Origin of the sequence: Marinomonas gallaica, assembly GCF_049821165.1 — a bacterium.
Classification (GTDB): Bacteria; Pseudomonadota; Gammaproteobacteria; order Pseudomonadales; family Marinomonadaceae; genus Marinomonas; species Marinomonas gallaica.
In genome coordinates, this window is sequence record NZ_CP187511.1 from 534200 (window position 1) to 548677 (window position 14478).

13 protein-coding genes and 1 pseudogene are annotated in these 14478 nt (G+C 45.0%); 4 read left to right on the top strand and 10 right to left on the bottom strand.

The genetic code is table 11. The features are described from left to right. The first annotated feature begins 280 nt into the window (after nt 1-280). On the top strand, nt 281-1690 hold the full coding sequence (locus tag ACPUEK_RS02500; protein WP_067093926.1) for an alanine/glycine:cation symporter family protein: 1410 nt from the start codon (nt 281-283) through the stop codon (nt 1688-1690). Nucleotides 1691-1800: 110 nt separating this feature from the next. Here the strand turns inward: ACPUEK_RS02500 and ACPUEK_RS02505 are convergent, their stop codons facing one another. Continuing rightward, entirely contained in the window at nt 1801-3144 is a 1344-nt protein-coding gene (locus ACPUEK_RS02505) for a glutamine synthetase family protein (RefSeq protein WP_067219225.1), read from the bottom strand. A gap of 236 nt (nt 3145-3380) precedes the next feature. Between ACPUEK_RS02505 and ACPUEK_RS02510 the strand changes: the two genes are divergently transcribed. After that, nucleotides 3381-4658, top strand: coding sequence for an NAD(P)/FAD-dependent oxidoreductase (locus ACPUEK_RS02510; protein ID WP_425642223.1), 1278 nt, complete (start codon nt 3381-3383; stop codon nt 4656-4658). Nucleotides 4659-4768: 110 nt separating this feature from the next. After that, the gene (locus tag ACPUEK_RS02515; protein ID WP_425642224.1) at nt 4769-5422 is read left to right on the top strand and encodes a TetR/AcrR family transcriptional regulator; all 654 of its coding nucleotides are present in this window, start codon (nt 4769-4771) and stop codon (nt 5420-5422) included. A gap of 63 nt (nt 5423-5485) precedes the next feature. On the opposite strand, the gene modF is transcribed toward ACPUEK_RS02515, so the two are convergent. Both modF and ilvC read right to left on the bottom strand, forming a co-directional pair. Continuing rightward, a complete protein-coding gene (gene modF, locus ACPUEK_RS02520; RefSeq protein ID WP_425642225.1) occupies nt 5486-6928 on the bottom strand; it encodes a molybdate ABC transporter ATP-binding protein ModF in 1443 nt (480 codons plus the stop codon). 103 nt (nt 6929-7031) lie between these two features. Beyond that, nucleotides 7032-8504: a ketol-acid reductoisomerase gene (ilvC, locus tag ACPUEK_RS02525; protein WP_067219214.1), complete on the bottom strand. Its 1473-nt coding sequence runs from the start codon at nt 8502-8504 to the stop codon at nt 7032-7034. Nucleotides 8505-8705: 201 nt separating this feature from the next. On the opposite strand from ilvC, the gene ilvY reads away from it, so the two are divergent. Next, a complete protein-coding gene (gene ilvY, locus ACPUEK_RS02530; protein WP_067035236.1) occupies nt 8706-9581 on the top strand; it encodes an HTH-type transcriptional activator IlvY in 876 nt (291 codons plus the stop codon). Between the two features lie 145 nt (nt 9582-9726). Here ilvY and ACPUEK_RS02535 read toward each other — a convergent pair whose 3' ends face one another. The 7 genes and pseudogenes from ACPUEK_RS02535 to ACPUEK_RS02565 all read right to left on the bottom strand — a co-directional run bounded on the left by ACPUEK_RS02535 (nt 9727) and on the right by ACPUEK_RS02565 (nt 14371). Beyond that, entirely contained in the window at nt 9727-10068 is a 342-nt protein-coding gene (locus ACPUEK_RS02535) for a hypothetical protein (protein WP_425642226.1), read from the bottom strand. Nucleotides 10069-10290: 222 nt separating this feature from the next. Then, a complete protein-coding gene (locus ACPUEK_RS02540; protein WP_425642227.1) occupies nt 10291-10809 on the bottom strand; it encodes a ClbS/DfsB family four-helix bundle protein in 519 nt (172 codons plus the stop codon). Between the two features lie 141 nt (nt 10810-10950). Further along, nucleotides 10951-11327, bottom strand: a pseudogene (locus ACPUEK_RS02545) (DUF6979 family protein). A gap of 97 nt (nt 11328-11424) precedes the next feature. Further along, on the bottom strand, nt 11425-13128 hold the full coding sequence (locus ACPUEK_RS02550) for a hypothetical protein (RefSeq protein WP_425642228.1): 1704 nt from the start codon (nt 13126-13128) through the stop codon (nt 11425-11427). Nucleotides 13129-13200: 72 nt separating this feature from the next. Beyond that, entirely contained in the window at nt 13201-13482 is a 282-nt protein-coding gene (locus ACPUEK_RS02555) for an AAA family ATPase (RefSeq protein ID WP_425642229.1), read from the bottom strand. Next, nucleotides 13479-13745 carry a hypothetical protein gene (locus tag ACPUEK_RS02560; protein WP_425642230.1) on the bottom strand — a complete coding sequence of 89 codons (267 nt, stop codon included), beginning with the start codon at nt 13743-13745 and terminating at the stop codon, nt 13479-13481. Before ACPUEK_RS02560 ends, ACPUEK_RS02555 begins: the two co-directional genes overlap by 4 nt. Nucleotides 13746-13918: 173 nt before the next feature. Next, nucleotides 13919-14371: a hypothetical protein gene (locus ACPUEK_RS02565; RefSeq protein WP_425642231.1), complete on the bottom strand. Its 453-nt coding sequence runs from the start codon at nt 14369-14371 to the stop codon at nt 13919-13921. Nucleotides 14372-14478: the final 107 nt, after the last annotated feature.

A 14478-nucleotide genomic window follows, 5' to 3' on the forward strand; every position in this document is an offset into this window, starting at 1 on the left:
GCACATTAGATAATTGAAAAGCAGCACCATGCCAACTCGGCATTCTTAGCAAAGAGGACAAAAAAACAGAGATCATTCTCTGAAATTCGCACCAACACGAAGCTTTAGCAATCAAAGTGCACCAAATATGAGCATTTCTTGACCTTTTCCTATTGCCAAATCCCACAGAATCGCTAGGCTTAGCCCCCTTCATTGCTTCCTCAGGAAGCATGTAATGCTTCTAGGACTCTTTAAGAGCCCATTCCCCCTGCAAATAACGACAAATAACCGGGAGTGCCTAATGGCAACACTTATCGATTCTTTGAACACCCTATTCTGGGGCTATATTCTCATTTATGGCCTGTTAGCAGTCGGCGTGTTCTTTACCCTACGTTTGGGTTTCATTCAGATTCGCCACTTTCCAGAATTTATTCGTACCGTTTTCAAAGCCCCTCAAGCTGACCGCGGCGGAATTACCCCTTTCCAAGCACTGTGTACCAGTCTGGCATCACGTGTTGGTACGGGTAACCTTGCTGGTGTGGCCGTTGCATTGGCCTTAGGCGGCGCTGGTGCGATTTTCTGGATGTGGGTCGTCGCTTTGATCGGTATGGCGACAGCGTACGCTGAGAGCACCTTAGCGCAGCTGTACAAAGTGCGTGATCAAAATGGTCAGCTACGTGGTGGCCCTGCGTTTTACATCAGTAAAGGCTTAAAAGCCCCTTGGGCAGGCGCTGTCTTCTCGCTGGCACTGATCCTAGCGTTTGGTTTGGTCTTCAATGCCGTACAAGCCAACTCGATTGCTGGTGCAATGGAAGGTGCGTTCGGTATTCCAAAACTGACCACAGGCTTGATCATCATGGCTTTAGCCGCGATCGTTATTTTTGGCGGCATTCGTAAAATCGCTCGTTTCGCTGAAATCGTCGTGCCATTTATGGCCATTGCCTATTTGCTGTTGGCCTTGTTCGTTATTGCGATGAACATCACCGAAGTGCCGGCCATGTTTGCGCTGATCTTCAAGAGTGCCTTTGGTATTGAGCAAGCAGCTGGTGGTGTGGCGGGTGCCCTATTAAACGGTGTGAAACGCGGCCTGTTCTCTAACGAAGCCGGTATGGGTTCTGCTCCGAACATTGCGGCGGTTGCAACCCCTAACCCGCATCATCCATCGTCACAAGGTATGGTTCAGGCACTGGGTGTCTTCATTGATACACTATTGATCTGTACGGCAACGGCGCTGATGATCTTGCTATCTGGTGTACTTGGTAACGGCGAGTCAGGCATTGTGCTGACACAGACCGCTTTATCCCACCACATCGGTGGCGCGGGTCATTACTTCGTTGCGATTGCGATCTTCTTCTTCGCCTTCACGTCGATCATTGGTAACTACAGCTACGCGGAAAACGCCCTAACCTACCTAAAATGGGCCAGCAAACCGGGTATCTTTATTTTACGTATCTTAGCGTTGGCGATGATTCCTTGGGGCGCTTACGAAAGTGTTGCGATGGTATTCAATGCCGCCGATGCGGCGATGGGTCTAATGGCGACGATCAACTTAATCGCGATCGTATTGCTGTCCGGTCTGGTTGTGAAACTGACCAAAGATTACTTCGAGCAAAATAAAACGCATACACCGACGTTTAACTCGGACGACTATCCAGAAGTCCAGAAAGACATTGACCTAAGTGTGTGGGACGAAAAGCCAAAACAAGACTAATCCAGTCTCTGGAAAAGCAAAAAAGCGGTTGGCTTATACCAACCGCTTTTTTTATACCTGTTAAACAAACTACCCAACATTCCGTTTAAACAAATACTTAAATAAAGTCATTACACGTTTAGCAATAAGTGCTCACGTTCCCAAGAGCTAATTACTCGGTTAAACGTTTCAAACTCACTGCGTTTCACCCCCATGTAGGCGGTCACAAAGTCCTTGCCTAAGATGTCGCACAGTGGTTCGCAATCCTCCAATAAACGCAGACCCTCTTCTAATGTACGAGCAATCTCAACTTCCGGGTATTCAGAAGGTGGCACATTACCTTGTATCGGATCGGTTGGCTTGAGCTGTTGCTTAATGCCAAGATAGCCACAGGCCAGGGTCGCGGCAATCGCAAGATAAGGGTTACAGTCCGCACCGGGGAAACGGTTCTCGATGCGTGTCGCTTCAGGCGCAGCATAGGGAATACGCAGCCCGGCCGTACGGTTATCAAAGCCCCAGTTCATGTTTATCGGCGCCGCCATCTCTGGCGAGAATCGACGATAGGAATTTACATTCGGTGCAAAGAACGAAATCGCATTGGGCGTGTATTGCTGCAGACCACCTAGATAATGGTAAAACAACGCGCTGGGCTCGCCATTATCATCAAACACATTTTTACCCGTCTTGGCATCAATAAGACTTTGATGAATGTGCATGGAGCTACCGGGCTCATCCCTCATAGGTTTCGCCATAAACGTGGCATAAACACCGTGTTTCAAGGCGGCTTCACGCAAAGTACGTTTGAATACAAAGACTTGATCCGCCAAATCCAATGGATCGCCATGAATAAAGTTGATCTCCATCTGGGCCGCACCCGATTCATGAATCAAAGTATCGACGTCTAGGTTTTGTGCTTCACAATAACTGTATAGTGTGTCGATGATGGTATTGAACTCATTCACTGCATCAATGCTATAGGAGCGTCGAGAAGTCTCACGTTTACCAGAGCGACCAGCCGCAGGTTTCAGCTCATAATCAGGGTCGGTGTTTGGATCAATCAGGTAGAACTCCACCTCGGGTGCAATCACCGGTTGCCAGCCTTCTTTCTCGTACAAAGACAAGATGTGGCGCAATATGGTGCGACTGGAAAGCGGATGCAAGCGGCCGTCCGTGGTGTAACAATCATTAATCACTTGCGCTGTTGGCTCATCTGCCCAAGGCACCATGCGCAAGGTATTTGGGTCAGGCTTGAGCACCATGTCGCGGTCACTGGCGTCGACAATATCGTAGTGGTTATCGGCCCAATCTCCGGTGACACTTTGCACTAACACGGTTTCAGGGATACGTCCGGTCTTCTCTGCTAAAAACTTAAATGTTGGATAGAACTTGCCACGAGCATTGCCTGTCATGTCTGCTAACGTTGATTCGACTTCCGTAATGGCGTGCTCTTTTAAAAACGTCTCGAATTCTGTCATAACTCACCTTACGTGGACGGCTTTGTACATCATACAAAGCCGTACTTTGCTCTTGCGATCTGTTTGTATTGGGTTATGCTTGGCGATAAACCGAACAATACTTCGGTTTAACCATATTTTAGATTACGGGTTAAATCAACCATATCGCCTACATCGATACCAGAAAGTGATGACATATTTATCAACTGACGAAGCAACCCGTTTTTAGGCTTTGATACCAACAGGAGTGTCTTTGTTTGAGCACACATGAAACGTCTTATTACACCGCTACCGCCACAAAGATGAAAGAGCATCCCCAGCTTATCGGCGAACACAGCAGTGATATTTGCATCATTGGTGGCGGCTTTACTGGCACTTCTGCGGCGTTGCATCTGGCACAGGCGGGCTATAACGTCACCTTACTCGAAGCGAATAAAATAGGCTGGGGGGCCTCCGGACGTAACGGTGGACAACTGTGCCCAGGTCACAACATGAGCCATGCCGATATCGCCAAACAAGTCGGCAGAGCGACAGCCGACATATTGTGGCAGAGCTCAGTTGACTCAGTGGCCTTGGTTAAATCTCTAATCAACGCCTATCAAATCGACTGCGACCTGACCGATGGCGTCTTACACGTCGCGAATAAAGCGCGTCACGCCCAAGACATACAAGCGGCCGTCGACTATAAACATTCCACGTTGCATTACGAGGCCGTCGAATACCTTGATGCGAACGCCGTTGCCCAAACACTGGGCACCGACCGTTATCACGGAGGCGAGTGGTACAAAGAAGGCGCTCACATCCACCCGTTAAATTTTGCATTGGGATTGGCCGATGCGGCACAATCCCATGGGGCTCAGCTGTATGAGGACTCTGCGGTCATCGAATACACGACGGGGCCGCGACCTGTGATCACCACGGCGAAAGGACTAGTAACCTGTCGTTATGTCTTGTTTGCCTGCAATGGCTATCTAGGGCACTTAAATGGCCCAGCGGCACGTAAAATCATGCCGATCAACAATTTCATCATCGCCACTGAACCATTGCCTGAGGCTGTAGCAGATCGTATCAACCCGCACCGCTTGGCCGTTGCCGATTCAAAATTCGTGGTGAACTATTACCGCCTATCTAAAGATAGGCGCATGTTATGGGGCGGCGGTGAAAACTACAGCGCCCGCTTTCCAACAGACATCGCCAGTTTCGTTAAAAAGCACATGCTGCAAACCTATCCCGAGCTAGGCGACTATCAAATTGACTACGCTTGGGGCGGTACATTAGCCATCACACTCAACCGTATGCCACACATAGCGCGTCAAGAAGACAATATCTTTGTGGCACATGGCTACTCTGGTCATGGTGTTGCCATGGCCACTTACGCAGGTGCTATCTTTGCCAAAGCCGTGCAAGGCTCATTAGAAGGCATCGATGCGTTTGAGCGGCTACCGATGCGAGACTTCCCTGGTGGCACGCTATTACGCTGGCCCGGCTTAGTGGCTGGTATGCTCTATTATTCTATGCTCGACCGGTTACCCTAGCGCCGCAAACCACGTGCTGACATTGAACAAAGATATTCAGTGTGAAATCGGAAGTGTATAATTTCAGTTTACGACTCACCGTCATTAGCTAACAAGGATGCCACCTCATTATGGCCAAGCCCAACGAGACGATGAAAACCCTGCAATCTGTTTCTCCACGCAGCGAGCCGGTACAATCGCGCTCGATCAAACGCACACAACAGATTTTAGATGTCACCAGTGAACTGCTCGAAACGGTTGGTTTAAATGACTTAAATACGGCGATCATCGCTAAAGAAGTAGGTATCTCCGTTGGTTCTCTGTATCACTATTTCCCTAACAAGCAGGCCATTTTATACGCCATGGGCAAAACTTGGCTCGACAGTATCGAAGTCGTGCTGAAAGAAATCCAAGAATGGGATTTAGAAGCGCTGAGCCTATCGGAATTCATCGACCAGGTGGTCGATATCAACCTGCATACCTACCGTCAACAGCGTGCAGTACTGCGACTAGTACAAGCGATGTTTTCCGTGCCAGAACTGCGCGAGCTCGACGAGCGTCATGACGACATGGTGATCTCGCAAATGTCGAAAGTCTTTAAACGCATTGGTTTGAAAAAGCATATCCGAGAGCGTGAGCGGATCGCCCGCTTATACCTTGAATTCACACACAGCACCTACTTAGTTGTGGTCAACCAAAACGAGCGCCGTGCTTTACGTACCCTTGAAGATCTGAAACTGATGCTAACCAGCCTGCTGGCACACCATCTACAAACAAGCGACTGATCGTACCTTCTTTACAGAAAAGCCTTGAGACATTATATGTTCAAGACTTTTCTCATCCTTGGCTTAATGATTTTTCTCAAGCGCTAGATAGTTTTCAATGCCTGATATCTGGTCTTCCGCATGATGATTCACATACAACACGGTGGTTTCATGGCCTGCGCAAATTTTCTCAATTAACGCTAACACCAACTGGCGGTTCATGTCGTCCAACCCTAAGCACGGCTCGTCTAAGATCAGTAGCGGCGGATATTTGACCATGGCACGAGCAATCAGTAACAAACGCTGATCGCCGTATGAAAGCTTATTAAACGGCTGATCGGCACGATCTTTCATACCGAGCAGAGCAAGCCACTCATCGGCAATCTTTTTCTGATTATCCGTCGATTTTGAGTACATACCGATACTGTCGTAGAAACCAGAAATAATCACGTTTTTACAGCTTACGCTGACGCGGTATTCCCACTGCAACGACGTCGAAACATAACCAATAAACTGTTTAATTTGCCAGATGCTTTCACCGTTACCACGCTGGAAACCAAACACAAAAATATCGTTACTGTAACACTGCGGATGATCGCCGGTAATCAATGACAATACGCCTGTTTTACCGCTGCCGTTGGGGCCACTTAACTGCCAATGCTTACCCGGTTCAATCGTCCAATTGAGCTTGTCGACAATCACCGTTTCATCGTATTTTATGGTGGCATCAGTGAGCTTTACCAGCGGTTGAGCGGGGTCGAGGCTTGGGAGCTTAGACGCTGAATCCGGCGCGGGCACTTGCAGATCCGTGGTCTTCAGATGCAGCAGTTGGTACAACTCAGCAAAGGCGCTTTTATCCTGACGATCCACTTTGAACGCCAATTGGCCGCAATCGTCGGCGGCTTTTTCTAAGTACGCCACATGGGTAATAAAGTCGGGCATTTCGTCAAAACGGTTCAACACCATGACCATCGGCGTGGTCTCAATGATGGATGCAAGATGCTGTTGCAACATCGCTAAGGTATCCACGTCCAAACCATCAAACGGCTCGTCTAAGATCAGTAAATCAGGTTTGCTCGATAAAGCACGGATCAACATCACTTTGCGGGTTTCACCGGTCGATAACTTACGAAATGCGCGGTCTAATAAATGGCTTAGGCCAAACTTCTCAACTAAGTCCGTGGCCAACTCAGGGTCGGCACACGCATCAAAAATCATCTCTTGAACAGGCGTGCCTAACGAAATGACATCCATAATGTCGGCGTCGTCTTTCTTCAGTTCTTTGGCAATCAACTCGGCTTGCGCCTCAAACGACACCAAGCCTACGCGGCTCGGCACGCCGGATAACGTACCTTGCTCGATATCGCCAACGCCCGCCAACACCGCCGCCAGAGCCGACTTCCCTGAACCATTGGTGCCGGTAATGACCCAGTGCTGGTTCGGCTCAATCGTCCAGTTGATGTGATGTAGATGAAAGCGATCATCAAAGTTAACGCTCAGATCGTCTAAGCAGATGGCAGTATCCATGAGAGATTCCTTTTCAAAGACTAAAAGCAAACAGTAACGCGACAAAAAAGCCGAGTGCTCAATGAGTCACTCGGCTTTTTAAGCGCTTAATTCCTAAGGGAAATTAAACGATTTTTTTCATGTCAGCCATATGGCCACGTAATACAGAACCAATCGCTTCAACCGGGTGAGAACGTAGTGCTGTGTTTACTTCGATTAGGCGAGCGTTATCAACGCCGTTGTCATCGGAAGAAAGACCTTTACCGATCACGTCAGTTTTGATGTCTTTCATGAAGTCAGCCAATAGAGGTAGACAAGCGTGGTTGTATAGGTAACAACCGTACTCAGCTGTATCAGAGATCGTCGCGTTCATTTCGTAAAGTTTCTTACGAGCGATTGTGTTCGCGATTAGCGGAGTTTCGTGTAGAGACTCGTAGTAAGCAGATTCAGCGATGATGCCGGCAGCTGTCATTGTTTCGAATGCTAGCTCAACGCCCGCTTTAACCATAGCAACCATCAAGATACCGTTGTCGAAGAACTCTTGCTCAGAGATTTCAACGTCACCCGCTGGTGTTTTCTCGAAGTTAGTTTCAGCCGTGTCTGCACGCCATTGTAGAAGGTTCTTATCATCGTTCGCCCAGTCTTCCATCATAACGCGAGAGAAAGTGCCGTCGATGATGTCATCTTGGTGCTTGTTGTAAAGTGGGCGCATGATCACTTTAAGCTCTTCCGCTAGATCGAATGCTTTGATCTTAGCTGGGTTAGAAAGACGGTCTAGCATGTTAGTCACGCCACCGTACTTAAGTGCTTCAGTGATGGTTTCCCAACCGTACTGGATCAGCTTAGATGCGTAACCTGCGTCAACACCTTCTTCAACCATTTTGTCGAAGCAAAGGATCGAACCAGTTTGCAACATACCACAAAGGATCGTTTGCTCACCCATAAGGTCAGACTTAACTTCCGCGATGAAAGAAGACATTAGAACGCCTGCTTTGTGACCGCCAGTACCAACAGCGTACGCTTTTGCTAGTGCAAGACCTTCGCCTTTAGGATCGTTGTCTTCGTGAACAGCGATAAGCGTTGGTACACCGAAGCCACGAACGTATTCTGCACGTACTTCAGAACCAGGACACTTAGGTGCAACCATGATTACTGTTAGGTCGTCACGGATTTGCATGCCTTCTTCCACGATGTTGAAACCGTGAGAGTAAGATAGGCAAGCGCCTTCTTTCATAAGCGGCATAACCGCTTTAACAACTGGTGTGTGTTGCTTATCAGGCGTTAGGTTAAGAACAACGTCCGCAGTTGGGATTAGGTCTTCGTAAGTGCCTACAACGAAACCGTTTTCAGTCGCGTTTTTCCAAGACTGACGCTTCTGCTCAATCGCTTCAGGACGTAGCGCATAAGACACGTCTAGGCCAGAATCACGTAGGTTAAGACCTTGGTTAAGACCTTGTGCACCACAACCGATAACAACCATTTTTTTGCCTTTAAGCGCTTCAACGCCATCTGCAAATTCAGAGCTGTCCATAAAACGACATTTTGCTAGTTGAGCTAATTGCTCACGTAGCGGCAAAGTATTGAAGTAGTTAGCCATGGTAAACACATCCTAAAATTTTATGTTTAAAGTACCGACATCTAAGCACGCCGATATTAAAAAAGAGTGACACAGACATGCCTTGAACAAATAAGACCTGCTGCGAGTGAGATCAATGTATAGAAGCGCAACTCTTTCGTAAATTGATATATTTGCAATATAACGTCCCATTTTTTGCAAAACAGAGCTATCATAGGATCTATGAACACAAAAGCACTTAAACAATTCCTCGCGTTAGCGGAAACACTCCACTTTGGCCGCGCCAGTGACGAGTGCCACATCAGCATTTCCGCACTGTCCCGTAACATCCGAAGCTTAGAAGAAGAGCTCGGGGTCGACTTATTTAATCGGGACAACCGTACCGTCGCACTGACTCGCGAGGGTAAGCGCTTTGTTAAATACGCACGGGAAACCACCAGCCAGTGGAACTTAATTCGTCACGAGTTAACCGACAACTCTGATCAACTGAGTGGTGAAATCAGCATCTATTGCTCCGTCACCGCCAGCTACAGCTTTCTATTCGAACTGTTGAACCGCTTTCGTCAGGTACACCCGCACATTGAAATTAAGCTACACACCGGCGACCCAGACAAAGCCATCACACGCATTTTAGATGGCATCGAAGAAATCACCATCGCTGCACGCCCCGTGACCATGCACCGAGGTTTGGCGTTTAAACCCATTACCAAATCCCCCTTGGTATTTATCGCGCCCGTCGAGCAACAACCCAACGTACCCACGACGTCACCCACTACCTTACAAGATTGGGAAAAGATACCGATGATCGTGTCAGAAGGTGGTGTCTCGCGTATTCGTGTAGACGATTGGTTTAGCGAACTCAACATCACACCGAATATCTACGCGCAAGTCGCGGGTAATGAAGCGATCGTCAGCATGGTGAGTCTAGGGTTTGGCATCGGCGTAGTACCGAAAATCGTACTGGATAACAGCCCATTGATGGAACGGGTACAGATTTTAGACGTACAACCCGAACTGGAACCTTACGACATCGGCTTGTTTACGCTAAAGAAAAGCCTGAAAAACCCACTGGTAGAGGCGTTCTGGGAACTGATGTAGGGGTCAACTAAACTTGCGCCATGCCTCGCAACTCGACACATCAGCGCGTAATTAAATGATGGGCGCGGCTTAATGTTGACAGTAAAGCTGAAATTAAAATGCGCGCCCGTCATGTCATGCTATAAACATTAATTAAGCCTGCTTTTTAAGTAGAAGCGATAAGCGCAACCTGCTCCTTCTTACTAACATCAGCGAAAATAAGCAAAGCAATAAATGACAAAATATTAACACTAAACAGGTCTATTACTGCGATCACACCCAGCTGTATTGACTTTCTTTTAACTATGGTGAAATGCTTCCAAGCTGAAAAACCAGTTAATATAACAAAGGAAAATAAAAATAGACCCAGAGAAGAGCTATCTTCTTTATCACTCAAAAATTTACTAAACAAAAATCCGACTAGTACCAAGGTGAACAACCACATCAGTATAATATAAACTTTTCGTACCCAACCAAGATTTGAAAAACAAAAGTCTTCCTTGTTCATGAACCATTTCCCTATGTAAAAACATTCATTCAAAAATAATAAACGTATTTTATCCATAAACATTTCACATGTGAAAACTTCTAAACCTATCCTGCGAAAAATTACAATAAGCTGACATTTGAAAGAATCATGACTGCGCTTTGGCCGTGAAAACCATGCTGGTCGAGGTATTTTGGGAGTTGAAGTAGCGATCTAAGCACATGCACACCCAAAACAGTCGCATTAGCCCTTGATCCGATTGGCTTTTTTAAAGCGTCTTACCTTAGTTCGAACATTTTTCATGGGCGACGACGTGTTGAACTGAATCATGCGTCCGAGCGTATAGTTCTCGTACCACAAGGTTTCATAAAGGTCATAATTATCAAGGGATTGAACCAACGCCAAAATCTCTTGAGTTACTTGTTGAAGCGCCTTCTGCAAGCTAATGAAACTCCAATCTTTATATTCTTCTTGGAAGTGCTGCGCTAACGGCCCTAACTGATTCCATTTATATCCAGTTTCAGGAAAATCAACTTGCTGCCCACTAGACATTCGAGAGTGCCACTTAAGTACCAGCCTACCCCAGCCGATTAAGTATGCGGCGGTGTCACATACGCTGATCTCTGTTCCCTTAACATTGCCTTCAATCCCAACAACTCTCGACATATCTTCGGGTATCGCAATGTAATCCTCTAACAGCTTTGATGACGCCGCGGTGATAGCGCTAAGCAACTCGTCTTTGTTCTTGGGTATGGATGACATGAATGGCTCCGGTTACTTAACGCTAAAGGTAAGCCTGCTGGTTTTAGGGTTAACAGATTGGTCCATATAGTTTCCCTCCACCGCGCTAACGCTAAGAGGCACAGCTTGGCTGCGCCCTAGCTTGAACAGTTTGTTATGTGCTTACTTCAACAACCCACTTAACCACAGCGAAACAACAACGTCCATTTGATGGTTATGCGCTTTCGACTCGGAACTACACGATTGAGCCCATAGTTTTTTAAGTCATTTCTAACATTTCGGTCGTGATTTAGTAGCGCCAAAGCCTCTAAAGCATACTGCTTATTTAAAACCGACTTAGTATAACTGCCACTCGGTACACCTAGGACGAAACCATCTTCAGCTAAACCTAGGAAAGTACTTTTGGGGCATCCCTTGTTAATGGAAGCTATGCGGTCTTTAAACTCACGTGTAGCAGCTGTTTTCCATGCTTCAATTGGGCAGACTCCCGTTTGGGCAATACGAGTTGCCTCGATAGCCACATCGCCATACTTGCTCATTTGACCTCCTTGGCCGTAACCGGAGACTATTGGCGCCTTTTGTGCGGCTTTTTGCACAGAAGGTGGCAGTGGCCGAAGGTCAGGTTACAGGCGCTTGTTATGGCATTTGACTCACAGGTTTCAAAAGCTTGTAGCCGCACTCAATTAAGTGATGATTTACTCCGAGCACAGACTCATCAAATACTTCATCACTCTCATCAAAAGACGCAGCCACAATACCTTGGATACTTCGCTGTTTAGAGATATTTGTTAAAAGTGCATTTACACTTGTGACCCCCATAGGATGCTGACCTGGCTCATCCAAAAGAACTAATCCAGGGTGATTCCCGCCTAACTCGTCTGAGGCAGAATATACTGCTAGTAGGTAAGCCCAGATGAGTCTCACAAAGTCACTTGCTGAAGAATCAGATTTTATATCCGTATTTACTTCTCTCAACTCCAGCCCTGCCAAATATGGAAATAATGTGTCTCTATTTATTTCTATATCTGAAGTTGGCGCACTTTTATAGCCAAAAAGGCTCGCATAGCTTCGAAAATGATTCTGAAATTTATTATATTTCTTGACATCCTCAGCAGAGGATTTTCGTTCCGGCAAGCCTGCCAACTTGGCCTTAATATTCCGAAAATCATTTCTGAAATTTACTAGATTATTGACTGAACTGTTTATGACCCTTTCTGCTTTTAAGAGGCTTTCTACTTTAAGCTCAAGTTGTAGTTTAACTCTTAAATCAGCCTCTTCTGCATTGCCAGATAATCGTATCTGCTTTTTAAAAGTCAAGCATACTGCACGCTTATCAGAAACATTTTCTGAATATTCACGAGCTTGAGACTCTAATTTTGCAATGGTTTTTTCTAACCCTAAAATATACTTAGATACCATCTTTTTCTGACTATCGAGGTATTTTACATTTTCGTCAATACTCATCGGTTGTATAAGGGTATCTGCTAAAAACAAGGAGTCATCTACGTGTTGATGACAAGCCGGACAACTATCAAGCGCAAGGCTCAAACCACTCTCGGCACCAAAATTTTTGAGTTTTTTAGCAATCTTGTTTTTTTCTAAATCTTTTTCTATTTCTGATCTAAGTGATAAATACTCAGTCAGCCTTGATTTGGAAAGCCGAATCTCCGCATTAGCGGAATCAAGCATAGAAACTAGCAGGTCTAATTCTGCTTTTGAACTCTCATATGCCTCTATCAAATCGATAGAAACATCATCTCTTGTTTTATTCTCAGCCTCGTCAATAGCCTCAATTTTTCTTACCAATTCAACAATGTAATCACTTAGCACAAAGGTAGCATCTTCAACTTGCTTCGTAATTCTGACTAGTTGTGGGTCAAACATATCGTCTGCTGTGCGTTTAATACCTATCACATTGATAGACTGATCCTCTTCCATCAATTCAATTTTAACCTTCTCCTCCGACCATTTTGATTGAAGATTAGCCAAGTCTGACATCAAAGTTGATTTGATTCTTTCGTTTTCGAAAACATCCAACCCCAGAATAAATTCAACAATTTTTGTTCTCACATCACGGATAGCGTAATAGGGTGTGTTAGCTATGTAATCAGTCCACCCTCTCTTTTGCTCAATTAGGAGGGCTGAAAAAATAGTTTGGATATAGAGCTTTACCTCACCACCATTGGTAGCAGGAACGAAAGGAAGTCTTAAACCGACGAAATTTTCAAGGAATGTAAAATACCCTGATTCAACGTTCTGTGCTGAACCTTTATCATGCAAATACTTATGAGATATATCAAATTCTCGATTTTCCCCCGAAAGATAATCCCCATGTATCACTTCGATTAGTTTGGTATCCTTATCTGTAGAGTTAATCGCTCTTTTTAAAGTTACAACATCGCTATTTTTATTTTAGATCTGTAAGTAAACATAAGATGATACTATTCTTATCTTATCCTTATTTTCACTTTCAACATATTCCTTCAATGCATAAGGTAAGGTTTTTTCACCTTTCCCGCCAAGAATTTCCTCCATTCCAAGAGAATAGATAAGAGAGTTAACCAATGTGCTTTTACCAGAAGAATTATTACCGCGTACAATATTTAATCCAGATTTAAATTCACATTCAAAACCGTATTCACCGTCGGTCGTATTGAGAACTATTTTAAATTTCTCTAGTTTCAAACCAATCATTCCCATTCCCTAATAATATTTTCCACCATGCCTTCAGTTATTTTCGAACCTATTGACTGAAGAAAAAAGTAATCATCTTTGAAAGCAATCTCACTATCAATTCCTGAAACGTATTTTGCGCCATATTGAGTTAACTTATATGAAATTCCAGACTTACTAATCAGCCCTTCAGCTTCAGCATACTGAAGTGATATATTGACTGCTGGATCAATCCCCCATACCCCAAATAAAATTTGGTTTTGGTTCGCCGACTCTAACAACATTTTCTTTCTTATCTCATCTTTCAAAACCCAGCTGAATAAATGTAGTCGAATTAGGCTAGACTTCTTTCCTCGTGATGAGAGATATAATACCAGTAATAGTTGAGTAATTTTATATATAGGCCTATGCTCAGCCATAAGAGGCATTGGCTTTCTGTGAAATGTAAGTTTACTCATCATTCAATACCTAACGGACACAATGCAATCCATTTTGAAGTCATTTGATCAGCTATCCGGTATATCTCTGCCTCACCTAAAGTAGGTGTTGCCTCACTTAATCTTTGGGCTAATTCGTCTCGAACCTTAGATATCAATTCTTCAGCATCCCCGCGCCAAGTTATACACAACTCTTCCACTTCACTTTCGTACTGATTTATTGCTCTCAACACGTGAAAATAGATTTCCGAAGCGTTATTCTCTATTTCTTTTAGGAATGGATCGTTTTTTAGCCATTTATTTGATGTTATGTAATTCAATTTTAGATGCTTTTCTTCATCTAAAACACCATTGAATGTACAGCGAACTTTATTCTTCTTGCTAATATTTTTTTCATATTCTGAGACTTCTTTATCTTCTGCTTTGTTTTCTAATTCTAATGTAGAAAAAAGAGTAATTTTCTTCCCTTTCACTGTTTGTATTGTGTTAATTTCCGTAGCAAAATAATCAGCGTCTTGCAGAATAACTTTGAATTCAGGGTCTATGATGGAGAGCCCCCATGTGACCAGGGCTCGAGCAT